The organism is Azospirillum sp. UENF 312511 (assembly GCF_058780635.1).
In genome coordinates this window covers 1,533,096-1,557,620 of the sequence record NZ_JBSNCG010000003.1, presented here as the reverse complement: position 1 = coordinate 1,557,620, position 24,525 = coordinate 1,533,096, and the positions used below count along the sequence as shown (strand labels likewise).

Annotated in this window: 20 protein-coding genes; 3 read left to right on the top strand and 17 right to left on the bottom strand. The window is 67.5% G+C overall.

Going from position 1 to position 24,525, the window contains the following annotated elements; all coding sequences use genetic code 11:
• Positions 1-4: 4 nt before the first annotated feature.
• On the top strand, positions 5-910 hold the full coding sequence (ypfJ, locus tag ACWPN7_RS18700; RefSeq protein ID WP_459196118.1) for a KPN_02809 family neutral zinc metallopeptidase: 906 nt from the start codon (positions 5-7) through the stop codon (positions 908-910).
• A gap of 74 nt (positions 911-984) precedes the next feature.
• Positions 985-4,062 (top strand): pentapeptide repeat-containing protein, encoded by a 3,078-nt coding sequence (locus tag ACWPN7_RS18695; protein ID WP_459196119.1) that lies wholly within the window; start codon positions 985-987, stop codon positions 4,060-4,062.
• A 296-nt stretch (positions 4,063-4,358) separates the two neighbouring features.
• Here the strand turns inward: ACWPN7_RS18695 and pnp are convergent, their stop codons facing one another.
• From pnp to rimP, 8 genes are all read right to left on the bottom strand, one after another.
• Positions 4,359-6,479: a polyribonucleotide nucleotidyltransferase gene (pnp, locus tag ACWPN7_RS18690; RefSeq protein WP_459196120.1), complete on the bottom strand. Its 2,121-nt coding sequence runs from the start codon at positions 6,477-6,479 to the stop codon at positions 4,359-4,361.
• 296 nt (positions 6,480-6,775) lie between these two features.
• Positions 6,776-7,045: a 30S ribosomal protein S15 gene (rpsO, locus tag ACWPN7_RS18685; RefSeq protein ID WP_035670129.1), complete on the bottom strand. Its 270-nt coding sequence runs from the start codon at positions 7,043-7,045 to the stop codon at positions 6,776-6,778.
• 15 nt (positions 7,046-7,060) lie between these two features.
• Positions 7,061-7,999: a tRNA pseudouridine(55) synthase TruB gene (gene truB, locus ACWPN7_RS18680; RefSeq protein WP_456510680.1), complete on the bottom strand. Its 939-nt coding sequence runs from the start codon at positions 7,997-7,999 to the stop codon at positions 7,061-7,063.
• Positions 7,989-8,558 (bottom strand): 30S ribosome-binding factor RbfA, encoded by a 570-nt coding sequence (gene rbfA / locus ACWPN7_RS18675; RefSeq protein WP_349619010.1) that lies wholly within the window; start codon positions 8,556-8,558, stop codon positions 7,989-7,991. The genes truB and rbfA overlap by 11 nt, the downstream gene beginning before the upstream one ends.
• A 129-nt stretch (positions 8,559-8,687) precedes the next feature.
• Positions 8,688-11,423 carry a translation initiation factor IF-2 gene (infB, locus tag ACWPN7_RS18670; RefSeq protein WP_451990757.1) on the bottom strand — a complete coding sequence of 912 codons (2,736 nt, stop codon included), beginning with the start codon at positions 11,421-11,423 and terminating at the stop codon, positions 8,688-8,690.
• Positions 11,424-11,437: 14 nt separating this feature from the next.
• Positions 11,438-12,157, bottom strand: a complete 720-nt coding sequence (locus ACWPN7_RS18665; protein WP_137103736.1) for an RNA-binding protein — start codon at positions 12,155-12,157, stop codon at positions 11,438-11,440.
• Between the two features lie 30 nt (positions 12,158-12,187).
• Positions 12,188-13,723 (bottom strand): transcription termination factor NusA, encoded by a 1,536-nt coding sequence (nusA, locus tag ACWPN7_RS18660; protein ID WP_014238848.1) that lies wholly within the window; start codon positions 13,721-13,723, stop codon positions 12,188-12,190.
• Between the two features lie 54 nt (positions 13,724-13,777).
• Positions 13,778-14,263: a ribosome maturation factor RimP gene (rimP, locus tag ACWPN7_RS18655; protein WP_014238849.1), complete on the bottom strand. Its 486-nt coding sequence runs from the start codon at positions 14,261-14,263 to the stop codon at positions 13,778-13,780.
• A 304-nt stretch (positions 14,264-14,567) separates the two neighbouring features.
• Here rimP and ACWPN7_RS18650 point away from each other — a divergent pair, with 304 nt between their 5' ends.
• A complete protein-coding gene (locus ACWPN7_RS18650; RefSeq protein ID WP_038530314.1) occupies positions 14,568-14,882 on the top strand; it encodes an antibiotic biosynthesis monooxygenase family protein in 315 nt (104 codons plus the stop codon).
• Here ACWPN7_RS18650 and trmB read toward each other — a convergent pair.
• The 9 genes from trmB to ACWPN7_RS18605 all read right to left on the bottom strand — a co-directional run bounded on the left by trmB (position 14,860) and on the right by ACWPN7_RS18605 (position 24,510).
• On the bottom strand, positions 14,860-15,570 hold the full coding sequence (gene trmB / locus ACWPN7_RS18645; RefSeq protein WP_459196121.1) for a tRNA (guanine(46)-N(7))-methyltransferase TrmB: 711 nt from the start codon (positions 15,568-15,570) through the stop codon (positions 14,860-14,862). The two genes, ACWPN7_RS18650 and trmB, sit on opposite strands and share 23 nt — an antisense overlap.
• Before the next feature lie 88 nt (positions 15,571-15,658).
• Positions 15,659-16,828 (bottom strand): methionine adenosyltransferase, encoded by a 1,170-nt coding sequence (gene metK / locus ACWPN7_RS18640; protein ID WP_038530307.1) that lies wholly within the window; start codon positions 16,826-16,828, stop codon positions 15,659-15,661.
• A gap of 253 nt (positions 16,829-17,081) precedes the next feature.
• Positions 17,082-17,570: a helix-turn-helix domain-containing protein gene (locus ACWPN7_RS18635; protein ID WP_038530305.1), complete on the bottom strand. Its 489-nt coding sequence runs from the start codon at positions 17,568-17,570 to the stop codon at positions 17,082-17,084.
• A gap of 113 nt (positions 17,571-17,683) precedes the next feature.
• Positions 17,684-19,285, bottom strand: a complete 1,602-nt coding sequence (gene lnt / locus ACWPN7_RS18630) for an apolipoprotein N-acyltransferase (protein ID WP_407823529.1) — start codon at positions 19,283-19,285, stop codon at positions 17,684-17,686.
• A 206-nt stretch (positions 19,286-19,491) separates the two neighbouring features.
• Complete coding sequence (locus tag ACWPN7_RS18625) at positions 19,492-20,409, bottom strand: hemolysin family protein (protein ID WP_038530302.1); 918 nt, start codon at positions 20,407-20,409, stop codon at positions 19,492-19,494.
• The gene (gene ybeY / locus ACWPN7_RS18620; RefSeq protein ID WP_014238860.1) at positions 20,406-20,936 is read right to left on the bottom strand and encodes an rRNA maturation RNase YbeY; all 531 of its coding nucleotides are present in this window, start codon (positions 20,934-20,936) and stop codon (positions 20,406-20,408) included. Before ybeY ends, ACWPN7_RS18625 begins: the two co-directional genes overlap by 4 nt.
• A complete protein-coding gene (locus tag ACWPN7_RS18615) occupies positions 20,936-22,024 on the bottom strand; it encodes a PhoH family protein (RefSeq protein ID WP_137104264.1) in 1,089 nt (362 codons plus the stop codon). Before ACWPN7_RS18615 ends, ybeY begins: the two co-directional genes overlap by 1 nt.
• A 5-nt stretch (positions 22,025-22,029) precedes the next feature.
• Positions 22,030-23,418 carry a tRNA (N6-isopentenyl adenosine(37)-C2)-methylthiotransferase MiaB gene (miaB, locus tag ACWPN7_RS18610; RefSeq protein ID WP_459196122.1) on the bottom strand — a complete coding sequence of 463 codons (1,389 nt, stop codon included), beginning with the start codon at positions 23,416-23,418 and terminating at the stop codon, positions 22,030-22,032.
• Positions 23,419-23,676: 258 nt separating this feature from the next.
• Positions 23,677-24,510 carry a lysophospholipid acyltransferase family protein gene (locus tag ACWPN7_RS18605; RefSeq protein ID WP_014238864.1) on the bottom strand — a complete coding sequence of 278 codons (834 nt, stop codon included), beginning with the start codon at positions 24,508-24,510 and terminating at the stop codon, positions 23,677-23,679.
• Positions 24,511-24,525 lie beyond the last annotated feature (15 nt).

Below are 24,525 nucleotides of genomic sequence, written 5' to 3'. Positions count from 1 at the left end.
GGCGATGCGGTGGCAGGACGGTCGCGAGAGCGAGAATGTCGAGGACCGGCGCGGCGCGCCCGGAAGCGGCGGGTTCCGCACCGGCGGGATCGGCATTCCCATCGGGCGCGGCGGGATCGGCATCGGCGGGCTGGCGGTGATCGTCGTGGTCTCGCTCCTGCTCGGCATCAACCCGCTGGATCTTCTGCAGGGCACGGCGCCGCAGGATCAGGCCCGTTACGAGCAATCCGACGCTCCGCGCGGCGGTGGCCCGGACAACAGGGACGACGAGCTGAAGCGCTTCGTCTCGGTCGTGCTCGCCGACACGGAGGACACCTGGGCCGCGCAGTTCCAGCAGTTGGGCCGCACCTACCAGGACCCGGCGCTGGTGCTGTTCTCCGGCGCAGTGGATTCGGGCTGCGGCTTCGCCCAAGCGGCGATGGGTCCCTTCTACTGCCCGCAGGACCGCAAGGTGTACATCGACCTCAGCTTCTACCGCGACCTGCGCGACCGCTTCCGCGCGCCGGGCGACTTCGCCCAGGCCTATGTGATCGCCCACGAGGTCGGCCACCATGTGCAGAACCTGCTGGGCATCTCCGACCGGGTGCAGCAGGCCCAGCGGCAAGCCGGGTCCCAGGCCGAGGCCAACGGGCTGTCGGTGCGTCTGGAGCTTCAGGCCGACTGCTTCGCCGGCCTGTGGGCCAACCACGCCAACCGCGAGCGCCAGATCATCGAGCCCGGCGACGTCGAGGAGGCGCTGACGGCGGCCAGCGCCATCGGCGACGACCGCCTGCAGCGCCAGTCCCGCGGCACCGTGACTCCCGACAGCTTCACCCACGGCAGTTCCGCCCAGCGGGTGCAATGGTTCCGCACCGGTCTGGAGCGTGGCGAGCTGAACGCCTGCGACACGTTCCGGGCGGAGCGGCTGTAGACGACAATCCCTATCGGTTGAAAAATATTCGGATTTTCGCTATTTTTTCGGCCTTCCTGCGCCGGGGCCGCCGCATGACGATCAGGGTCGATAAAAAGAAACTTGCCATTGCGCTTGGAAAGGTGGTCCTGAGCACGGCCGCAGGAAACTTTGTCGATGCGCTGAAGGACGTTGTCGACGCAGGGGACGCATTCACCCGCGAGGGGCCGGGCGATGCCACGGCGGAGGACGGTGCCCGCCTGCTGCTTCAGCGCGCCGCGTACAACGCGGCAGTCCGCTGCATCCAACGCTACGCCCGGCAGGCCCCCATCCTGGCAACACAGGCCGATCCACGGGAAATGGAGGCCGAACTCGAACGGCTGGCTGCCAAGACACCGCTGGACCTGACCGCCACCACCTTTGCCGATGCAGAGCGATGGCCCGCACTGTCGGTGGTTCTGGTCGCCTTCACCAGCTGGATGCGCACCTGTGAGGTGGAGGAGAAACATCGCGCGCCGATGCTGGCCACCTTCTGCGAGAATTTCATCCTAGCCCTGGCCGCCGAACTGCGCGACCGCAGCCGGGAAGCCGATTACCGCGCCATGCTGACGGAGGTGACGCGCCAGACCCCGCTGGACGCCGCCGCGCAGCGGGTCTTGGACTGGCGGGCCTATCGCGCCCGTTTGGTCGCTGCGATTTACACCCCCCTGCGCTCACTCGCTTCAGACGAGATTCCCCGCTTCTCGTTGCACGATCTTTATGTGCCACTGCGGGCAACGCAGGGCGATCTGCCAGCGCCTGAACATCGATGGTATTCGGATAAGAAGCTTCCGATCTTCTGGCTGGACGAGGAACTCAATCATTGGATCAAGCGGGCCGATCCACAGGACTCGATCCGCGTCCTGTCGGGAGAGCCTGGCTCCGGCAAATCCAGCGCTTGCGCTATGCTGGCCGCCCATCTGGCCGATCAGGGGCGGCGGGTGTTGCTGATCCCGCTCAGCCGGTTGAACTACACAGGCGATGCTCGGGCCGAACTGTCGCACTTCCTGAAGGAAGACCTGGGCCATGACGCGCTGGAATACGCGAGAAACGAGACGGGGCCACCGCTGTTGCTGATCCTCGACGGGCTCGACGAGTTGGCGAAGGCGGGCAATGAAGCCGTCGTTTTGCTGAATGGCTTCATCGGCAGTTTGAGCCGCGCGTGGTCGAATTGGAACCGGAATGACTTACGGGTGCAGCTGCTGTTGGCCGGTCGCCCTGGTGCTGCGGAAAGCACGAATGCCCTGTCCCGCAGCAAAGGTGCGCATCTGCATGTCTTGCGGTACCGGATCGACTACCAACGACAAGATTGGTTCATTGATCAGGCGCTTGCCGAACTCGACCAGCGCCCGCACTGGTGGAAGCGCTTTGGCTATGAAGGCGGTCTGCCAGCGGTGCTTGAAGGAAACAATGTTCATATAGCTTCAGCGACCGAGCAACCGCTTCTCAATTGGCTGGCTGCCCAGATCCTGGCTCTGGAGGGAGAAGAGCGCGCTGCCACCATCAACAGCATTTATGACCTTTACAGCCGTCTGTTCAACCATGTGCTGGAACGTGTGAACCGGCGGAGCGACAGCCTTGCGCTGGAGGCGATCGACGGTCTGGAGCGCGACAAACTTGAATGGATGCTGGAAGAGGTGGCGATCGCGGCATGGCACAATGGCGGTGACCGGACGGTGCCCATCCATGTGGTCGAGAAGCGTTTGACGGAAGCCAAACTCCATGACGAGTTGGATCGACTGACGGAGAACCGCAGCCACGCCCTCACCTGCCTTCTGGACAGTTTCTTCTGCCACGCGCATGCAGGGAAAACACATCGGGCGGTGGAATTCACCCACAAGAGCTTCGGACAGTTCCTGACAGCGAGGCGGATCAAACGGGAGGTGGCGGCGATCCATGATCTGCTGACCAAGGACAGAAACGCCAATAATCAGTTGGCTTGTTTGAGAAACTGGCTGGCGCTGTGTGGGCCAACGGCAATGGATCCCGATTTGCTGGATTTCCTGCAGTCGGAGATGGCGTCGCTGGCGAGACCTAAAAAGGAAACGGCGCAGGAGGTCGTTCGTTGGGGGAAGACCTTGGGACGCCTGTTCAACACCAGTCTCCAACTCGGCCCGCCGCTGCCCACCGGCCATGTCCGGGCACGGGAGGCCGAACGGCAGGTGCGCAACGCCGAACTCACCCTTCTCGCCACCCTGCACGCCATCATCACAGCGACGTTGCCCGAGTCCGAACGTTCCATCATCCGGCTGGAGCCGAAGGACCTGACAAACTCCACACTCGCCGCCTCGACCCTGCATCGCCTGCTTGGGTCACCCGTTGAATCGAACATCGCCCGTTCCTGTTTATCCTGCCTGAACTTGGCCGGCGCAGACCTTGCCAGCGCCAACCTGACGAAAGCCGATCTGACCTGCGTCAACCTGACGGGCGCCGATCTGGTGGGAACAAACCTGACCGACGCCAAACTGATGGGCGCTGATCTGACGGGCACAAATCTGCGGAATGCCACTCTGAGGAACGCTGATCTGACGGGCGCAAACCTACAGGACGCCAAACTGGCGGGAGCCAATCTGACAGCGGCCCATCTGATGAACGCAAACCTGACATTCGCTGATGTTACGGATGCCGAACTGACGGGTGCCAATTTGGCGGACGCCAATCTGACCGGCGCCAACCTGACCGGCGCCAGTTTGAGAAGTGCCATCCTGGCGAGAACCAACCTCGCACACGCCGAACTGGCATGCGCCGAACTGACGGACGCTGATCTGACGGGCACAAACCTGGAGGATGCCAATCTGAGGGGCACCAACCTGACCAACGCCTACCTGCCCGATGCCGACCTGAGGAGTGCCAAGCTGAGGGTTGCCGACCTGAGGGACGCCAAACTGCCAAACGCCAACCTGACCGGCGCCGATTTGCCGGACGCGAACCTGAGGGGCGCCGAACTGAAGCGGGCCAATCTGACGGGCGCCAACCTGAGAGGCGCCGACCTGACGGGCGCCAACTTGGCGGGAGCCGACCTGGCGGGCGCCAACCTGCGGGACGCCAAACTGACCGACACCAACGTACGGGACGTCAACCTGACGGGCGCCAATTTGAGAGGTGCCAATCTGAGAGACGCCGTGAAAATTTGACAGGGAGGAGAACTCGACGCGATCACCCGCTTCCGTTGTCGCCCCGCGAAGGTGGGAACGAGACGGCCCTGCATGTAAGTGTCTTGAAACGCGCCTTCGCGGGAACGCCGGTTGGGAGCCTTTCGAGATAACGACAGGGGAAAGCTTGCCGCCCGCCGGGGGCGCGCCGAAGGTAGGCGAAAAAAAAAGCGCCTTGCGGCGCCTTTGCCCCCTCCCCGTCCCTCCCCCACTTGCGCAGGAGAGGGAGGCGAGAGGCATCCTCCCCCGCTGGTGCGAGGGAGGGTCAACCCTGATCGTCAGGCGGCGGGGCCGTCCTTCTTGGTCAGGTCTTCGCCGGTGGCCTGATCGACCTGCTTCATCGACAGCTTGACCTTGCCGCGGTCGTCGAAGCCGATGACCTTCACCTTCACCGAATCACCCTGCGACACCACGTCCGACACCTTGCCGACGCGCTGCTGCGCCAGTTCGGAAATGTGGACGAGGCCGTCGCGGGAACCGAGGAAGTTCACGAAGGCGCCGAAATCGACGACCTTCACGACCTTGCCGGTGTAGACCACGTTCATTTCCGGCTCGGCGACGATGCCCTTGATCCAGTCGATGGCGGCCTGGGCGGCCTTGGTGTCCACCGCGGCGACCTTGACCGTGCCGTCGTCCTCGATGTCGATCTTGGCGCCGGTCTGCTCCACGATCTCGCGGATCACCTTGCCGCCGGAGCCGATCACGTCGCGGATCTTCTCCTTCGGGATGTTGATCACGGTGATGCGCGGGGCGTTCTCGTTCACCGCCTCGCGGGCGCCGGTCAGGGCCTTGGACATCTCGCCCAGGATGTGCAGGCGGCCGTCCTTGGCCTGGCCCAGGGCGATCTTCATGATCTCCTCGGTGATCGAGGTGATCTTGATGTCCATCTGCAGCGCGGTGATGCCCGCGTCGGTGCCGGCCACCTTGAAGTCCATGTCGCCCAGGTGATCCTCGTCACCCAGGATGTCCGACAGGACCGCGAAGCCGTCGTCTTCCTTGATCAGGCCCATGGCGATGCCGGCCACCGGGCGCGCCAGCGGAGCGCCGGCGTCCATCAGCGACAGCGAGGTGCCGCAGACCGTCGCCATCGACGACGAGCCGTTGGACTCGGTCACTTCCGACACCACGCGCAGCGTGTAGGGGAAGTCTTCCTTCTTCGGCAGCAGCGGGTGGATGGCGCGCCACGCCAGCTTGCCGTGGCCGATCTCGCGGCGGCCCGGCGAGCCCATGCGGCCGGCCTCGCCCACCGAGTACGGAGGGAAGTTGTAGTGGAGCATGAAGTGCTCCCGGTACTCGCCCTGCAGCGCGTCGATGATCTGCTCGTCCTGGCTGGTGCCCAGCGTGGTGACGACCAGCGCCTGCGTCTCGCCGCGGGTGAACAGCGCCGAACCGTGGGCGCGCGGCAGCACGCCGACCTCCGACACGATCGGGCGGACCGTCTTGGTGTCGCGGCCGTCGATGCGGCGGCCGGTCTTCAGGACGGCGCCGCGCAGGATGTCGGCCTCCAGCTCCTTGAACTCGGTCACGATGGCCTGGGTCTCATGGGCCTCGGCCAGAGCCTCCAGCGCCTTCGCCTTGGCGGCGCCGATCTTCTCGTAGCGGACCTGCTTCACCGTCTCGGTGTAGGCGGCCTCGACGTCGGCGCCGACGGTCGCGCGCAGCTTCGCCTTCAGCGCGGCGCGGTCGTAGGCCGGGGCTGGCAGGTCCCACGGCTCCTTGGCGCACTGCTCGGCCAGATCGATGATGGCGTCGATGACCGGCTGGAAGCCGCTGTGGCCGAACATCACGGCGCCCAGCATGACCTCCTCGGACAGCTCCTTGGCTTCCGATTCGACCATCAGCACGCCTTCCTGGGTGCCGGCGACCACGAGGTCGAGCGCGGAACCGTCAACGGCGTCCATGGTCGGGTTCAGGACATACTGGCCGTCGACGTAGCCGACGCGGGCCGCGCCGATCGGACCCAGGAACGGAATGCCGGAGATCGTCAGCGCGGCCGAGGTGCCGACCATCGCGACGATGTCCGGATCGTTCTCCAGATCGTGGCTCAGCACGGTGCAGATGACCTGCGTCTCGTTGCGGAAGCCATCGGCGAACAGCGGACGGATGGGACGGTCGATCAGGCGGCTGACCAGCGTCTCCTTCTCCGTCGGGCGGCCTTCACGCTTGAAGAAGCCGCCGGGAATCTTGCCGGCTGCGAAGGACTTTTCCTGGTAATTGACCGTCAGCGGAAAGAAATCGACGCCCGGCTTCGGCGACTTGGCGCCGACGACCGTGCAGAGGACCGTGGTCTCACCATAGGTGACCAGCACCGCGCCGTCGGCCTGACGGGCGATCTTGCCCGTCTCGAACGTCAGCTTGCGTCCACCCCATTCGATTTCTTTGCGGAAAACTTTGAACATGGATTCTTCCTTCCATCCGACACCTAGGCCCGCCGGATTGCTGGCCTAAGCCGGGGTCATCGGTCGTCGGACCCCGCATGTGAAAACCCAACAAAGGGCAAAACCCGAAAAGGGCTAAAAAAATCAAACGGCCGGTCCCGGAAGGTCCGGGCCGGCCGTCTGACTAGAACATACCTTCGCGAACAACCGAACGTCCCGACCGGCGCGACGCTCCCCGGTGCACCGGAACGCGGTGCGGCGGGTCGAGCGCTGATCGGGACGGATGTTCGGTCACCAGCACGGACGCCTTTTGGAAATCAGCGACGCAGGCCCAGACGCTCGATGAGCGTGGCGTAGCGGCTGTTGTCCTTCTTCTTGAGATAGTCGAGAAGACGGCGGCGCTGGCCGACCATCACCAGCAGACCACGGCGGGAGTGGAAGTCCTTCTTGTGGCCCTGCAGATGCTCGGTCAGGTTCCGGATGCGCTCGGACAGGATCGCGACCTGGACCTCGGGCGAACCGGTGTCGTTGGTGCCGCGCGAATAGTCCTTAATGAGTTCCTGCTTGCGATCGGGCGTGATCGACATCGGGGTCTCCATCGTTCATAGGTTGAGAACGCGCACCGGACGGACCTCCGCCCCCTCCACGCGCGCCAGCGCCACCGGCTTGCCGCCGAAAAGCGCAATAACGGTGCCATCCCCACCAACATCGCCGCGCAGCGCCGTGAGGCGTTCGCGGTCCTGCCGGGTGAGGAGTGCCACCGTCTGGCCGTGCTTCAGTCGGTGCGCTTCCGCATCCGTCAGGGCCAGCGCCGGGATGTCGTCCAGCGCGGTCTCGATCGGCAGCAGAAGTCTTTCGACCGCGGCACCTTGCTCCATCGCGGTCAGATCGTCCAGGGAAATCGCCCCGTCCAGCGTGAAGGACCCCACGCGCAGGCGTCGCAGATCGCGGATGTGCCCCACCGTCCCCAACCGTTCGGCGAGGTCGCGGGCGATGGAACGGACATAGGTGCCCTTGCCGCAATCGACCTCCAGCACCGCGTGGTCGGCGTCCGGAATCTCGATCAGCTCCAGCCGGTCGATGCGCACGGTGCGCGGGGCGATGTCCACCACCTCCCCCTCGCGGGCGATGTCGTAGGCGCGTTCGCCGTTGATCTTCAGAGCGCAGTACTGCGGCGGGATCTGCTCGACGAAGCCGAGGAAGCCGGGCAGAGCGGCGCGGATCGCCTCGGCGTCGGGACGCGCCGCGGAGGTCTCCACCGCCGTTCCCTCGCGGTCGTCGGTGGTCGTGCGGGTGCCCCAGGCCACGGTGAAGCGGTAGGTCTTCTCGCCGTCCATGGCGTAGGAGACGGTCTTGGTCGCCTCGCCCAGCGCGATGGGAAGGATGCCCGTGGCGATGGGGTCCAGCGTGCCGCCGTGCCCGGCCTTCTCCGCGTTCAGATGGCGGCGCACTTTGGACAGCGCCTGAGTCGAGGTCATCCCCGCCGGCTTGTCCAGCACAATCCAGCCGTGGATCGGCTCGCCCTTGCGCTTACGAGCCACGGCGCCCCTCGCCCTCGCCGCCGTTGCCTTCATCCTCGTCGTCGTCCTCGTCGTCGATGTCCTCATCGTCGTCGAGGTCGTCCGTCTCGGTCTCGTCCTCCTCGTCCCAGCCGTCGTCCTCGTCGTCATGGTCGTCGTCGCCGTTCACGCGGTCGGCAAGCGAACGGTAACCGACGTCGCGGGCGACCGCCGGGCTGTGCAGGATGTCGTCGATGCGACCGGCGTAGTCGAAGGAGGTGTCGGCCTCGAAGCTCAGCGTCGGGGCGTGGCGCAGGTTGATGGCGCGGGCAACCTGGCCGCGCAGGAAAGGGGCGGCGCGGCGCAGGGCCGACAGCGTCTCGTCCATCGGGCCGCCACCCAGCGGCGTGACGAAGGCGGTGGCGTTGCGCAGGTCCGGGCTGATCCGCACCTCGGTCACCGTGACGTTCAGTTCCGCCAGTTCGGGGTCGTGGAAGTCGCCGCGCCGGAACAGGTCCGCCAGGGCATGGCGGATTTCCTCGCCGATGCGGAGCTGGCGCTGGGACGGCGGCTTTCCGGCCAGATCGTGTTTCTTTCTCATGCTGTCGATCCCGAATGCGGTGCGGGAGGGGTCTGTCCCTCCGCGAAAACGCGACAAGGGCGCACGGGCGCCCTTGTCATCTGCAATGTCATCTGTGGCCGGTCCGAGAGCCGGGGTGCGGCGGCGGGCTTACAGCTCGCGCGCCACCTCCTCGATCTCGAAGGCTTCGATGATGTCGCCGGCCAGAATGTTGTCGTAATTCTCGAAGGCCATACCGCACTCGTAACCCTCGCGCACTTCCTTGACCTCGTCCTTGAAGCGCTTGAGCGTCTTGAGCGTGCCCTCGTGGATGACGACGTTGTCGCGCAGCAGGCGGCAGCCGGCGCCGCGCTTGACGGTGCCCTGCGTGACCATACAACCGGCGACCTTGCCGACCTTGGTGATGTTGAACACCTCGCGGATTTCGGCGTAGCCGATGAAACGCTCACGCAGGGTCGGCGACAGCATACCGGTGAGGGCCGCCTTCACGTCGTCGATCACGTTGTAGATGATCGAGTAGTAGCGGATCTCGACGCCGTCGCGCTTGGCCATGTCGCGGGCCTGCGGGTTGGCGCGGACGTTGAAGCCGAAGACCATCGCGTTGGAGGCGTTCGCCAGCGTGATGTCGGACTCGTTGATCGCACCCACCGACGCGTGCAGCACGCGGACCTTGACCTCGGTGTTCTCCGCCGTGAGCTTCTCCAGGGCGTTGGAGATCGCTTCGATGGAGCCCTGCACGTCGCCCTTGATGACGACCGGCAGTTCCTTGGCCTCGCCGGCCTGGATGCGGCTGAACATGTCCTGCAGCGAGCCGCGGGCCGACGCCGCGTTGGCGGCTTCGCGCTTCTTGCGCTGGCGGAACTCGGCGATCTCACGGGCGCGGGCTTCCGACTCGACGACGGTGAAGTCGTCGCCAGCGAGCGGCGTGCCGTTGAGACCGAGCACTTCGACCGGGCTGGCCGGGGCGGCCTGCTCGACGCTCTGGCCGCGGTCGTTGACCAGGGCGCGGACGCGGCCCCACTCCGACCCGGTGACGAACACGTCGCCGACCTTCAGCGTGCCGCGCTGGACCAGCACGGTGGCGACCGAACCGCGGCCGCGCTCCAGCTTGGCCTCGACCACGACACCTTCGGCGGTGCGGCCCGGGTTGGCCTTCAGCTCCAGGATTTCCGCCTGCAGGAGGATGGCCTCCTCCAGCTTGTCCAGGTTGCGCTTGGCCTTGGCCGACACTTCCACGGTCTGGATGTCGCCGCCCAGCTCTTCCACGACCAGCTCGTGCTGGAGCAGTTCCTGGCGGACACGGTCCGGCTTGGCGTCGGGCAGGTCGATCTTGTTGATGGCGACGATGATCGGAACCTTCGCGGCCTTGGCGTGATGGATCGCCTCGATCGTCTGCGGCATGACGCCGTCGTTCGCCGCCACGACCAGCACCACCACGTCCGTGACGTTGGCGCCGCGGGCGCGCATCTCGGTGAAGGCGGCGTGGCCCGGCGTGTCGATGAAGGTGATCTTCGCACCCGACTCCAGCTGCACCTGATAGGCGCCGATGTGCTGGGTGATGCCGCCGGCCTCGCGGCTGACCACGTCGGTCTGACGCAAGGCGTCGAGCAGCGAGGTCTTGCCGTGGTCGACGTGGCCCATGATCGTGACGACCGGGGGACGCGGCACCAGCGCCGTTTCCGCATCGTCGTTGAGGCGCAGGCCGACCTCGACGTCCGCCTCCGACACACGGCGCACGCGGTGGCCGAACTCGGCGATGATCAGCTCCGCCGTGTCGGCGTCGATGGTCTGGTTGATGGTGGCCATCACGCCCATGCGCATGAGCTGCTTGATCACGTCCGCGCCGCGTTCCGCCATGCGGTTCGCCAGCTCCTGGACGGTGATGACCTCGGGCAGCACGACGTCGCGGGTCACTTTCTGCGTCTCCTGACGGCTCATCTGACGGAGCCGCTCGCGCTCACGGGCACGGCGGACGGCGGCCAGCGAGCGCGTGCGCTCACCACCCTCGTCGCTCAGCGCCTGCGAGACGGTCATCTTGGAGCCCTTGCGGCGGTCGGCGCCCGGAGCGGCCTTGCGGACCGGAGCCGGCGCCGGCGCCTTCTTGTTCCCGGGCTTGCCGCGGCGATCGTCCTCTTCCTCGCCGAAGCGCGGAGCGGCCGGAGCCCCCGGACCACGGGCGGCCGGAGCCTCCGTGGTGGTGGCCGCGGTGCGCGCACCGGCGCCACCGGCGGCGGGACGGGCGCCCGCGCCCTGCGGGCGGGTCTGCTCGGTGTCCTTGCGCTTGGCCTCGTCGGCCTCCTTGCGCTTGGCTTCCTCTTCCTGGCGGCGGCGCTCGGCCTCCTGGGCCTTGGCGCGCTCCGCCTCCTCGATGCCGCGCAGCTCGGCCAGCTCGCGCTGGCGCAGAGTCTCGGCGTCGAGAATCTCCGGCTCCTCCTCGACCACCTGGGCCGGCTGGGACGCCGCCTCCTCGGCGGCGCGGGCGGCGGCCTCGGCGGCCAGGACGGCGGCCTCGGCCTCCTCCTCGGCGCGGCGGCGGTTGTCTTCAGCCGCCCCCTGCAGGGCGCGGATGCGCGCCTCGCGTTCCTGGTTGGTCAGTTGACGGACGGCACCGCCGCCACCGCCGCGCTGGCGCTGGCCCGGCCCACCCCGGACGGGGATGCCCTGGGCGGCCTGACGCGCGGCGGCGCCACCGTCGGCCACGCCCGGCAGGGCGCCCTTCTCCACGGCCCGCTTACGCTTGACCTCCACGGTCACGGGCTTCGACCGGCCATGGGAGAAGCTCTGCCGGACCTGGGTCTCGACCGGCTTCTTCAGCTCCAGCTTCCCTTTGCCGGAGCCGGAGAGGTGCAAGACTTTCTTTTGGTCCTGGTCGTTGCTGTCGGTCATCGGTTCCCGAATGGTCAGACGTTGCTTACGTGGCCGGCCGGCGCAGAGCCGGCGACAAAGCCTTTGATACCCTTGAGACGCGCGGAGTCGCGTGCCAATCCCTTGGCCAGCTTCCCGCGCGCCACCACCGCGTGCACGGCGTTTTCCCGTCCCAGGGCCGCGGCCATCGCCGCGGCGTCGAACAGGTCCACGACCGGCATATCCGGCGCCAGCGCTGTGATCTTGCCCCGCTGGTCGGGCGAACCGTCGCTGGCCTCGACCAGCAGATAGGGCGGTCCGGCGCGTCCGACCTGGTTGGTCTTCAGCGCCTCGCGCACCTTTTCGTATCCGGCCAGAGCCTGCCCGGCCCGGCGCGCCAGCCCGAAGGCATCCAGGCACCGCCGCTCCAGCAGCTTCTCCAGCCGTTCCACCAGATCGGGCGGGACGCGCACCGCGCGCCGCGCCGCCTTGGCGAACATGTTCTTGGCAATGGCCTTCGTGAAGGCCGCCTTGTCCCCCGACAGCCAGAGGCCGCGGCCCGGAAGCCGTTCCTCCAGATCGGGCACGATCTCGCCGTCGGGTGATACCACGAAACGGATCATGCCGTCCTTCGACTGCACGGTGCCGGTGGCGATGCAGCGGCGCAGCGGACCCTTTTCCAGGTCCGCCGGCAGCAGCGCGTCCCCTTCGGCCGCAAGGCCGTCCGGTTCACCGTCCGCCGGAGTCTGTTCGTTCCTGTCGCTCAGCCCAACCATCCGTACCGTTTGTGCGTCCTAAGTCCCGGCTCAGCTCTGCGCCGCCTGGTCGTCCGCCGAGGGTTGCGCCGCGGTGGGCGCGCCTTCCTCGCCGTCGAACCAGTGGGCACGGGCGGCCATGATGATCTCGTTGGCCTCGTCTTCCGTCGGGGCCTCCTTGCCGAGAATGTCGCGCAGTTCGTCCGCGGCGAGGTCGGCGAGGTCGTCCATCGTCTTCACGCCGTTCTCACCCAGCTTCACCAGCAGGGTCGGGCTGAAGCCGGTGACTTCCGCCACCGCGTCCTCGACGCCGAGCGCTTGGCGCTTCTCGGTCATGCGGACGTCCTGCTCGTCGAGGAAGTTGAGGGCGCGCTGCTTCAGCTCCTCCGCCACATCCTCGTCGAAGCCTTCGATCTCGGCCAGTTCCTCGGTCTCGACGTAGGCGATCTCCTCCACGGAGGTGAAGCCTTCGGCGACCAGGAGATGGGCGATCACATCGTCCACGTCCAGCGCTTCCATGAAGAGCTGCGAGCGGGTGCGGAATTCGTCCGAGCGGCGCTCCGACTCCTCCTGCTCGGTCAGGATGTCGATGTCCCAGCCGGTGAGCTGGGTGGCGAGGCGCACGTTCTGGCCGCGGCGGCCGATGGCCAGCGACAGCTGGTCGTCGGGCACCACCACCTCGATGCGGCTGTTGTCCTCGTCCATCACGACCTTGGCGACCTCGGCCGGGGCCAGGGCGTTGACGATGAAGGTCGCCGGCTCCTGGTTCCACTGGATGATGTCGATCTTCTCGCCCTGCAGCTCGCCGACGACCGCCTGGACGCGGCTGCCGCGCATGCCGACGCAGGCGCCGACCGGGTCGATGGAGCTGTCGTTGCTGATCACCGCGATCTTGGCGCGCGAGCCCGGGTCGCGGGCGACCGCCTTGATCTCGATGATGCCGTCGTAGATCTCCGGCACTTCCTGGGCGAACAGCTTCGCCATGAACATCGGATGGGTGCGCGACAGGAAGATCTGCGGGCCGCGCGCTTCCTCGCGCACGTCGAAGATGTAGGCGCGCACGCGGTCGCCGTTCTTGAAGTGCTCGCGCGGCAGCAGCTCGTCGCGGCGCAGGATCGCTTCGGCGCGGCCCAGGTCGACGGTGACGTTGCCGTATTCGACGCGCTTGACCAGACCGTTGACGATCTCGCCGGTGCGGTCCTTGTATTCGTTGAACTGGCGCTTGCGCTCCGCGTCGCGGACCTTCTGGACGATGACCTGCTTGGCCGTCTGGGCGGCGATGCGGCCGAAGTCGATGGGCGGCAGCGGATCGACCAGGAAGTCGCCGACCTGGGCGCCGGGCTTGCGGCGCTGGGCGTAGGCGAGGGTCACCTGGGTCGCCTCGTTCTCCACCGCCTCGACCACCTCCAGGTGGCGGGTCAGGTGGATGTCGCCCGTCTTGCGGTCGATGCGGGCGCGGATGTCGTGCTCGTGGCCGTACTTGGAGCGCCCGGCCTTCTGAATCGCCTGCTCCATCGCCTCCAGGACCTCGTCCCGGTCGATGTTCTTTTCGCGGGCAACCGCGTCAGCGACTTGCAGCAGTTCCATCCGTCACACTTCCTGGACTGGCGTTTGTTCTTCGAGTGAAGCCCGGAGCGGCCGTCAACCCTGGCCCTGGCTGGCGCGGATCAGTTCATCCGTCAAGACCAGCTTGGCGCGCAGGATGTTGTCGAACTCCAGCCGGGCGGCTCCCTGTTCCGATTCGATGCACACGAGGCCGTCGTCGACGCCCTTCAGCATGCCCTTGAAGCGCTTGCGGCCATCGACGGCGAGCCGGGTCTCCAGCTTGGCCTCGAAACCGGCGAAACGCTCAAAATCCTTCAGACGGGTCAGCGGCCGGTCGATGCCGGGCGAACTGACCTCCAGCGTGTAGGCGCTCTTGATCGGATCTTCAACGTCGAGCACCGCGGAGATCGCGCGGCTGATGTCGGCGCAGTCTTCGACCGTCATGGGCGCGCCGTCGGCGCGTTCCGCCATGACCTGCAGAACCATGCGCTGCCCACCGGTCAACTGCACACGCACGAGTTCGTAGCCCATGGCCTCGACCGACGGCGTGATGATCTGCTCGATACGACCGGTTGCTTCCATTCCACCTGACCCGCCCCCGCGGTCTCCCCTGGCACAGCGCCCTGGGACCAACACGGGGATTCCATACGCTGATAAAAAAATAAGTGGGCCAAGGCCCACCCGCAAAGCGTCCCGCCGGCCCGGTTTCCCGAGCCGCCGATCCGTATGGGTTCATGCGGTGAATATAGACATTCCGGAGCAGGCCGCAAGCGCTTTTCCGCAAGGTCCTATGCCCGGCGCTTGGTGAGCGGGTCCGACCCGGGTAAAGTCAAGCCCTCGGCGGCCGTCGCACCGCGCGGAAAACGCCGCCAGGACGGAGTTCATCGTGATCCTCGAAACGGCCCTGCTGACCGTCAGACCCGGCCAGGGCCCGGCCTTCGAACGGGCGATGACCGAGGCTCAGCCCCTCATCGCCGCGACTCCGGGATTCCTCGGGCTGGAGCTGCGGCCCTGCCTGGAGGCGCCGGACCGCTACCTTCTGCTCGTCCGCTGGGAGCGGCTGGAGGACCACACCGAAGGTTTCCGCGGGTCCGGCCGCTACGCCCGCTGGAAGTCCCTGCTCCACCACTTCTACGACCCGTTCCCGGTGGTGGAGCATTATGGAGAGTCGGTGGTGTCTACCCCCGCGCCTTGCGGATGAAGCGCATGAAGACCGGCTTTCGCCCGGCCTCGATGGCCTTCTCCTCGTAGCGGGTGGGCGGCCAGTCCGCGATGCGGTGGCGCCAGTCGGACGGGCCGCGGGCGGTCCATTCGAAATCGGGGTGCCGGACCGTGTGCTCCAGCATCCAGCGCACCAGCCCCATATCGTCGCTGGCCAGACGCAGCTCCGCCCCATCCTTCAGCACGCGCGCGAGACGCGGCAGGTTGTCCGGACCGATGAAGCGGCGTTCCCAGTGGCGCTTCTTCGGCCAGGGATCGGCGAACAGCACGAAGGCGCGCCCGATGGAGGCGTCCGGCAGGGCGTCGAGCAGCGGGCGGGCGTCGTCCGCAAGGACACGGACGTTGTCCTGAACCTTCTCGTCATCGACCAGCTTGAGCAGGCCAGCCACGCCGTTGATGAAGGGTTCGGCGCCGATCACCCCGACGTCGCGGTTGTTCGCCGCCTGCCACGCCATGTGGTGGCCGCTGCCGAAGCCGACCTCCAGCCAGACGTCGCGCATGGGTTTGGCAAACAGGGCGTGGGGGTCGATGCGGTCGCCCGGCTGCGGCACCGGGATTTCCAGCGACGGCAGGAGTCCGTCGAGCAGTTCGGTCTTGCGCTTGCGGAGCGGACGCCCCTTGCGCCGCCCGTAGAGCCTCTTGGACGAGTCCAGGAAGGAGTCGGTCATCGTGACAGCAGGGTCCCAAAACGAACGCAGGGGCCGTGTGGCCCCTACGTCCCGGACGAACGGGTCCGGTCTTGGAAGAAGCCGCTTCTTAGAAGAAAGCGGTGCGCAGGTCGTTGACGAGGTCGGTCTTCTCCCAGGAGAAGCCGCCGTCGGCCTCCGCCTCGCGGCCGAAATGGCCGTAGGCGGCGGTGCGCGCGTAGACCGGACGGTTCAGGCCCAGATGCGTGCGGATGCCGCGCGGGCTGAGGTCCACCAGCTTCTGCAGCACCTCCGACAGCTTGTCCTCGTCCACCGTGCCGGTGCCGTGGGTGTCGACATAGACCGACAGCGGCTTGGACACGCCGATGGCGTAGGAGAGCTGGATCGTGCAACGCTCGGCCAGGCCGGCGGCGACCACGTTCTTGGCGAGGTAACGCGCGGCGTAGGCGGCGGAACGGTCGACCTTGGTCGGGTCCTTGCCGGAGAAGGCGCCGCCGCCGTGCGGGGCGGCACCGCCGTAGGTGTCCACGATGATCTTGCGACCGGTCAGGCCGGCGTCGCCGTCCGGGCCGCCGATGACGAAGCGGCCGGTCGGGTTGACGTAGAAGCTCGCCTCGTCGCACATCCAGCCCGCCGGCAGGCAGTTGATGACGTGCGGACGGACGATCTCGCGCACCTCCTCCTGGGTCAGGCCGTCGGCGTGCTGGGTGGAGACGACCACCGCGGTGGCGCGCACCGGCTTGCCGTTCTCGTACTGCAGCGTCACCTGGCTCTTGGCGTCGGGGCCGAGCTGCGGGGCGGCGCCGGAGTGGCGGGCCTCGGCCAGCGACTTCAGGATGGCGTGGCTGTAGTAGATCGGCGCCGGCATCAGGGCCGGGGTCTCGTTGCAGGCGTAGCCGAACATGATGCCCTGGTCGCCGGCCCCCTCGTCCTTCTCACCGGCGGCGTCAACACCGACCGCGATGTCGGCGGACTGCGAATGGACGAAGCACTTGACGTCCATCTTCTCCCAATGGAAGCCGTCCTGCTCGTATCCGATGTCCTTCACCGCGGCGCGGGCCACCTGGACCAGCATGTCGGGGGTGATGCTTTCCGGCCCGCGCACCTCACCGGCCAGAACGATCTGGTTGGTGGTCGCCAGCGTCTCCACCGCCACGCGGGCGTAGGGATCGTGCGACAGGTACAGATCGACGATCGCGTCGGAGATGCGGTCACACACCTTGTCCGGATGGCCTTCGGACACGGACTCGCTGGTGAACACGTAGTTGAGCTTGGCCACGACGAACCTCGGCAATGGACGGGGGCTATTTTACAGAATTATAAGGGGAGACCAGCGCAGCACCCACGGAAAGCCAGTCATTTGTCGTATGTGACAAGGTTTGCGTTCCAGGTCAAGCGATCTCCCCGTGGTTGGGCGAAGGCAACAGAAATTCGCCTAAAAAAAACATCGGGGAACGGGCCGGAGGGCCGCGTTCCCCAATCATCCTGCCGTCCGGATTGCTTCCGGTTGCTCGGCTCGGGTCTCTCAACCTTTATTCGGCGGCTTCGACCATGCCGGAATTGGCGACGGCCTTGGTCAGCTCGAACAGGCGCTTGCGCACCGACGGGTCGTTGATGCGGTAGTAGGCGCGCACCAGTTCCAGCGTCTCGCGCTTGGCCATCGGGTCCGGCTCGTAGCCGCCCGAACGCTCCTCGAAGCCGGCGGCGGCGCCGTCCTCGTCGTCGACCGGAGCCGCGGCGGCTTCCGCCGGCATGTCGTCGAAGAAGAAGGACACCGGCACGTCCAGGACGCGGCTGAGGTCGAACAGACGCGACGCGCCGATGCGGTTGGCGCCGCGCTCGTACTTCTGCACCTGCTGGAAGGTCAGGCCGATGGCCTCACCCAGCTTTTCCTGGCTCATGCCCAGAAGGGTCCGGCGCAACCGGACGCGGGAGCCGACGTGAACGTCGATCGGGTTCGGCTTTCCCGTCTTGGGACGGCCGGCAGTGGCCCGGCGGCCCCGCGCTGGCGTTGCTTGCATTGCTCTAATTCCCTGAAACAGTTGTGCAACCTTGATACGACATATCCATGTATGCAGTCAAGGGCGCCCGAGCGCTCCCGATGCGCGTGATTGAAAAAAGAGTCTCGGATGCGCTAACTGCGATGTCGTGCGCGCAGGCCCACCGCGAAACAGGTCAAAAGAAGCAACCCAAACGCGCCATCGCCCACCCGTCCGTAGAGAGTGGGGGCGGGCAGCGCTTCCGGCAAGGCCGCATCGACCACACCCCTGTAACCAAGAGGAAGCATGGCTGTGACGCGGCCGTGGGAGTCCACCACGCCGGAGATGCCGGTGTTGGCGACACGGACCAGCGGCATCCCCTCCTCCACCGCGCGGGTCCGGGCGATGGCGAAATGCTGGTGCGGGCCGGCGGTGTTGCCGTACCAGGCGTCGTTGGTCAGGTTGAGCATCCAGCGCGGCCGTGCCGCACCGTCCTGCGCGGCGGGCAGCACGGCGCCGGGGAAGATCACCTCGTAGCAGATCAACGGGCTGACCGGCGGCAGGCCCTTGAGATCGAGCGACACCGGTCCCGGCCCGGCGGAGAACTCCGCCCCGTTGCCGGCGATGGCCCCGACCGGCAGCCAGCGGCGCAGCGGCATGTATTCGCCGAAGGGCACGAGGTGGAACTTGTCGAAGCGCCCCGTCACGGCGCCGCTGCCGTCCACCGCCGCCAAGCTGTTGTAATAGAGCGGCTCGCCCTCCGGCCCGGCCTCCATGCGCGGCACCCCGGTGACGAGCAGCCCGCCGGGCGGGGTGACCGACCCGAGAGCCTGACGCAGGCGGGCGTCCTGGTCGAGGAACAGGGGCACCGCGGTCTCCGCCCAGATCACATGGGTGATGGGTTCGGTGGAAGGTGCGGCGGAGAGTTCCATCTGCTGCTGGACGTTGCGCACCCGCTCGCCCGCCGCCCATTTCAGCCGCTGGTCGATGGCCGGCTGGACGAGCCGAAGCCGCACGCCGGGCACCGCCGCGTCCGACGCCCCGGCCAGCCGCAGACCGCCCCAGGCGCCCAGCGCGGCGAACAGCGCCAGCCCGATGGCCAGCGCCCCCCAGGCGCGACGGCGCGGCACCGCCGCGTCGGCCAGCACCGCCGGCAGCGACGCCACCAGCACGGTCAGCAGGCTGAGGCCATAGATGCCGATCAGCGAGACGCCCTGAAGGACCGGCAGGACGCCCGTCCAGCCATAGCCGACGAGGTTCCACGGGAAGCCGGTGAAGACATGGCCGCGCAGCCATTCGAACAGCGCCCAGGAGGCGGCGAACAGGAACACCCGGCCCAGCCCTTGGCCCAGCCCCCTTCCTTTCAGCGTCCAGACCAGCAGCGTGGCGAAGCCGGTGAACATCGCCAGCAGGATCGGCAGCCCCGCCGCGGACAGCGGCAGCGCCCACCAGAAGCGTTCGATGTCGGTGAACAGCGCCGCGCTGATCCAGTAGAGGCCGAGCAGGTGATGGCCGAAGCCGAAGAACCAGCCCACCGCGAAGGCCTGCCGCTTGGTCCGCGCCCCGTCGAGCAGCCAGAGCAGCCCCGGAAAGGCGATCAGCAGCACCGGCACCGCGTCGGCCGGCGGCAAGGCCAGCGTCGCCAGCCCGCCGAACCCCGCCGCCGCCAGCAGCCGGCGCCAACCGGTCAGCCCGGCCAGACCCGCGGACAGGCGGCCCAGCCGGGCCGGGGTGGTCGTCATGTCGGTGGCGGTCAAGGGAAGGACACTCCGGATGCGGGTGGGCCGGTAACGGCTGTCGCGACAAGCGCCGGTCTGGAAACCGATTCACCACGAAGGCACGGCGACACGAAGAGCGTCACGAAGAGGCCCCCCGCTCCCCCCGTGATTTCAGGGATGCGGTAGAGCCTCTTTGTGCCGTCTTTGTGTCCTTCGTGCCTTCGCGGTGAAAATCCCTGCCGGGCTTACCCGACCTCGGCCAGGGCGGAATTCTCGGCGGGCGCGGTGCGGACGCGCAGCCGCTTGATGCGGCGGGGGTCGGCCTCGACGATCTCGAACTCCAGCCCGGAGGGATGGGTCAGCATTTCCCCGCGACCGGGCACGCGTCCGGCCAGCGAAACGACGAGACCGCCGAGCGTGTCGACCTCCTCGCGCTCCTCCTCGGTCAGGAAGGCGCCGACGCGGTCCTCGAAATCCTCGATGGAGACGCGGGCATCGGCGAGGATCGTGCCGTCGGGGCGCTCCACGAAATGGGGAGTCGCCTCCTCGTCGTGCTCGTCCTCGATCTCGCCGACGATCTCCTCGACGAGATCCTCGATGGTGACGAGGCCGTCGATGCCGCCGAACTCGTCGACCACCAGCGCCATGTGCTGGCGCTTCTGGCGCATCTGCACCAGCAGGTCGACCACCGGCATGCTGGGCGCGACGATGCTGAGATCGCGCACGATGTCCTTGAGTTCGACCGGCGTCCGGCTGGCCATCGCCACCAGCACGTCCTTGATGTGGACCATGCCCACGACGTCGTCGAGCGTTTCACGGAACACCGGCAGGCGGGAATGGGCTTCCTCCGCCATGCGCTGGACCAGGGCTGGGAACGGCGTGTCCACGTCGACCGCCACGATGTCCGCGCGGGGCACCATCACGTCGTCGACGGTGCGATCACGCAGCTTCAGGATGTTGGCGAGCAGGGCACGTTCGCCCGCCCCCAGCGATCCCTCGCCGCTGTCCTGATCCTCGATCAGGTCTTCGATCGTGGCGCGCAGGGTGGCGTCGTCGCGCCCCCCCAAAACGGTCCTCATCCACCCGCGAAACAGGTGGCCCAAGGATTGCTGATCTTCGGCCCCGTCTTCACGGGGCGTTCGACTGTCGGAAATCTCGCTCATCGGTCCGGCGGTTGTTCGTCCAAATTCGGCTCTCCGGGCGGAGAGCGCGTGGCGGCGTAGGGATCGGCGATTCCGAGGGTCGCGAGCACGTCGGTTTCGAGCTGCTCCATCTCCTCGGCCTCGTCATCCGTCTCGTGATCATACCCGAGCAAATGAAGAACGCCATGCACCACAAGGTGGGTCATATGGTCCGAAGGTGTTTTACCCTGCTCGGCGGCTTCACGGGCGACAGTCTCCCAGGCCAGGATCACGTCGCCCAGCATGACCGGCGCGTCCTCGCCCAGTTCGGGCTCCTCCGCTTCGGTCAGGGCGAAGGACAGCACGTTGGTCGGCTTGTCCTTGCCGCGGTATTCGCGGTTCAGGCGGTGCACCAGCGCGTCGTCGGCCAGCACGACGGACAGTTCCGCCGGCCCCTCATCCTCGTCGTAGGTGACCGACAGGGCGGCGAGCGCCGCGCGTTCGCACAGCCATTCGGCGTTGTCCGCCCAATCGCCCGCTTCACGTGAAACGACGACGTCGACGGCCATCACGGTGTTCCCTCCCCGTCCGGGGCGGGCTTGCGCCGGCCGTCGGCGCGGGCGGCCCGGGCGCGATCATCCTCGGCGCGGGCGCCCTCGACACGGTCATAGGCGCGGATGATGCGCGCGACCAGCGGGTGGCGCACCACGTCGGCGGCGGTGAAATGGACGAAGCGAATGCCCTCCACCCCCTCCAGGATGTCCAGCGCCTCGCGCAGGCCGGACTTGGCGCCGGCCGGCAGGTCGGTCTGGGAGATGTCGCCGGTGACCGCCATGCGGCCCCCCTCGCCCAGGCGGGTGAGGAACATCTTCATCTGCATGGGCGTGGTGTTCTGCGCCTCGTCCAGGATGACGAAGGCGTTGGCGAGCGTGCGGCCGCGCATGAAGGCGAGCGGCGCGATCTCGATCTCGCCGGACTCCAGCCGCTTCTTCACCTGCTCCGCCGGCAGCATGTCGTGCAGCGCGTCGTAGAGCGGGCGCAGATAGGGGTCCACCTTCTCCTTGAGGTCGCCGGGCAGGAAGCCCAGCCGCTCCCCCGCCTCGACGGCGGGACGCGACAGGATGATGCGGTCCACCTGGCCGGTGGTCAGCAGCGCCACCGCCTGCGCGACGGCGAGGTAGGTCTTGCCGGTGCCGGCCGGGCCGAGCCCGAAGACCATCTCGCTTTCCGCCAGCGCCTGCAGATAGGCGGCCTGCATGGGGGAACGCGGGGTGATGGCGCCCTTGCGGCGGGTGCGCACCGCGACCTCGCCCCGGCTGAGCGTCGCCAGATTCTGGTCGCGCACCGCACCGCCCACGCCGGTCGCCATGCGGACGGCGGCGTCCACCTCGCCGGTGCCGACGGTCATGCCGCGCTTGAGGCGCTCATAGAGGGCGTCGATGGCCGAGCGGGCGGCTTCCGACGATTCCGCCGGACCGGCGATGGTCAGCGTGTTGCCGCGGGAAATCAGGGAGACGCCGAGCTGGTTCTCGATGCGGGCGAGGTGGCGGTCATGCTCCCCGTACAGCATCGGCAGCAGCCGGTTGTCGTCGAAGTTCAGATCAATCCGTTGATCGGGACGTTGATCGGAGCGCGGGTCAGGGCGCTGATCGGGCAAGCCGTTCAAACGGTCGCCTCCACGGGTTGCGTGCCGGTGGCGGAGCTGCGGTATTCAGCGGTCGCCACGCTGCCGGCAAGGCTGTTCGGATGGGCGGCGTCGACGCGCACCTCGACGGTGCGGCCGAGAAGCCGCTCGCTGGCGTCGGCGTGCACCGACTGCAGATAGGGGCTCTTGCCCAGGAGCTGGCCGGCGCGCTTGCCGACGCGGTCGAACAGGACCGGCACGGTGCGCCCGACGAAGCTCTGGTTGAAGGCCTGCTGCTGCGCGTTCAGCAATTGCTGGAGCGCGGCGAGACGGGCGTCCTTGACGTCCTCCGGCAGCTGGCCATGCTCCAGCGCCGCCGGGGTGCCGGGACGCGCGCTGTACTTGAACGAATAGGCCTGGGCATAGCCGACGTCGGTGACGAGGCGCAGGGTCGCCGCGAAGTCGGCGTCGCTCTCGCCGGGGAAGCCGACGATGAAGTCGCCCGACAGCGCCAGGTCCGGCTTGGCGGCGCGCAGCCGGTCGACGATGCGGCGGTAGTCGTCCGCCGTGTGCTTGCGGTTCATCGCCGCCAGCACGCGGTCCGACCCGGCCTGCACCGGAAGATGCAGGTAGGGCATGAGCTGCGGCACCTCGGCGTGGGCGCGGATGAGGTCGTCCTCCATGTCGCGCGGGTGCGAGGTGGTGTAGCGGATGCGCTCCAGCCCGTCGATGTCCGCCAATTCGCGGACCAGCCGCCCGAGGCCCCAGCTGGTGCCGTCCGGCCCCTCCCCGTGCCAGGCGTTGACGTTCTGGCCGAGCAGGTTGATCTCGCGCGTGCCGCCGGCGACGAGGCGCCGGGCCTCCGCCACGATCTGGGCGCCGGGCCGCGAGAACTCGGCGCCGCGGGTGTAGGGCACCACGCAGAAGGTGCAGAACTTGTCGCAACCCTCCTGCACCGCCAGGAAGGCGGAAACGCCCTGGCTGGCGCTCTCGTCCGGCAGGAAGTCGAACTTGGACTCCACGGGGAAGTCGGTGTTCAGCACGCTGCCCGCCTTGCGGCTGGCCTTGGCCACCATTTCCGGCAGGGTGTGATAGGTCTGCGGCCCGAACACCATGTCCACGAAGGGGGCGCGGGCGACGATCTCCTCGCCCTCGGCCTGGGCGACGCAGCCGGCCACGGCGAGGATCATCCGGCCATCGCCGACCTCGGCCTTGACGTCCTTGAGCTGGCGCAGGCGGCCCAGTTCCGAGAACACCTTCTCGGAGGCCTTTTCGCGGATGTGGCAGGTGTTGAGGATCACCATGTCGGCGCCGTCCGGCTCGTCCACCGGCCGGTATCCCAGGGGTGCCAGGACATCCGCCATGCGGGCGGAGTCATAGACATTCATCTGGCAACCCCAGGTCTTGATGAAGAGCTTCTTACTCAACGATCCCTTCCACAGCGCTGAACGATCCGGACCAAACGTGAATTCGGCCAAGTGTGTCTTGGCCAGCCGCGATCGCGACCAATGCAAAAACGCGCGCCTGGACGGCACCGGCCAAGCGGCGCAATCCGGCGCGCGACCCGCCGCGTCGCGGCATCGCACCTTGCCGATATGGTAGCACGACTGCGGGAAAACGAGTCAATCGTGCCCGCAGGCCGATCATTCATTTCGCGGCCCATTTCGCGGTGTGGAACGTTTCCGTCACGCTGCGGCGGGGGGCGGCGGCTTTCCGGACACCGCGCGCTCCACGCCCCGCGCCACGGCGCGCTGGCAATGATCGGCCAGGGCCTTGCGGCTGGAGAAGCCGTCGATGGTCACCGGGGGATGGAACTCCACCTCCACCGTCATGCGGCCCAGCGTGAAGACCGTCCACAGATGGGGGGCGAGATCCATGTCGCCATACCACGCGTAACAGGGACGGAAGGCGATCCCCATCGGGATGCCGTCCAGCCGCGTCGGCGCAATGCTGACCGGCTGCACGGTCAGCGGCCGGTCCCCGATGCGCCGGGCGGCCACCGCGAACAGCGCCGTCTTGAAGGGGAGCGTGCGGTTGCCGTCGCTGGAGGTGCCCTCGGGGAACAGGATCAGGCTGTCGCCGGCGTCCAGGCGGGCGCCCAATTCGTCCCGCTGCTTCTCCACCCCGGAGCGGGCCTTGCGCTCCACGAAGACGGTCTGCTGCAGCTTCGCCAGCGCCCCGAAGAAGGGCCAGCCGGCGACCTCGCTCTTCGCCACGAAGGAGCCTGGAATGACCGACCCCAGCACCGTGATGTCGAGGTAGGAGGAATGGTTGGAAACGAACAGCACCGGCCCGTCCGTGGCGCGCTCGCCGCGCACCACGACGCCGATGCCCAGGATGGCGGCGCAGACCCGGTGGTAGAACCGCGGTATCCGGAAGCGCAGCGGCGAGCGCACAGCGACGGCCAGCGCCTGCACCGGGACCAGCAGGAGCGTCCACAGCAGATAGACCGCCAGACGCAGGCCGCCGCGCACCGGCGATCCCAGGGCGCGCGCACCGGTTGCATCCACCGCCGTCATGCCACCCGTCTCCTG

Excerpts from the sequence above, each read along its gene's own strand:
- rpsO (WP_035670129.1), bottom strand. The coding sequence starts at position 7,045 with ATGTCGATCACGCCCGATCGCAAGCAGGAACTCATTAAGGACTATTCG.
- pnp (WP_459196120.1), bottom strand. The coding sequence starts at position 6,479 with ATGTTCAAAGTTTTCCGCAAAGAAATCGAATGGGGTGGACGCAAGCTG.
- ACWPN7_RS18605 (WP_014238864.1), bottom strand. The coding sequence starts at position 24,510 with ATGACGGCGGTGGATGCAACCGGTGCGCGCGCCCTGGGATCGCCGGTG.
- nusA (WP_014238848.1), bottom strand. The coding sequence starts at position 13,723 with ATGGAACTGCTGCAAGTCGCTGACGCGGTTGCCCGCGAAAAGAACATC.
- ACWPN7_RS18635 (WP_038530305.1), bottom strand. The coding sequence starts at position 17,570 with ATGCAAGCAACGCCAGCGCGGGGCCGCCGGGCCACTGCCGGCCGTCCC.
- ybeY (WP_014238860.1), bottom strand. The coding sequence starts at position 20,936 with ATGGCCGTCGACGTCGTCGTTTCACGTGAAGCGGGCGATTGGGCGGAC.
- ACWPN7_RS18695 (WP_459196119.1), top strand. The coding sequence starts at position 985 with ATGACGATCAGGGTCGATAAAAAGAAACTTGCCATTGCGCTTGGAAAG.
- ACWPN7_RS18665 (WP_137103736.1), bottom strand. The coding sequence starts at position 12,157 with ATGGTTGGGCTGAGCGACAGGAACGAACAGACTCCGGCGGACGGTGAA.
- rbfA (WP_349619010.1), bottom strand. The coding sequence starts at position 8,558 with ATGAGAAAGAAACACGATCTGGCCGGAAAGCCGCCGTCCCAGCGCCAG.
- ypfJ (WP_459196118.1), top strand. The coding sequence starts at position 5 with ATGCGGTGGCAGGACGGTCGCGAGAGCGAGAATGTCGAGGACCGGCGC.
- rimP (WP_014238849.1), bottom strand. The coding sequence starts at position 14,263 with ATGGAAGCAACCGGTCGTATCGAGCAGATCATCACGCCGTCGGTCGAG.
- trmB (WP_459196121.1), bottom strand. The coding sequence starts at position 15,570 with ATGACCGACTCCTTCCTGGACTCGTCCAAGAGGCTCTACGGGCGGCGC.
- infB (WP_451990757.1), bottom strand. The coding sequence starts at position 11,423 with ATGACCGACAGCAACGACCAGGACCAAAAGAAAGTCTTGCACCTCTCC.
- ACWPN7_RS18625 (WP_038530302.1), bottom strand. The coding sequence starts at position 20,409 with ATGAGCGAGATTTCCGACAGTCGAACGCCCCGTGAAGACGGGGCCGAA.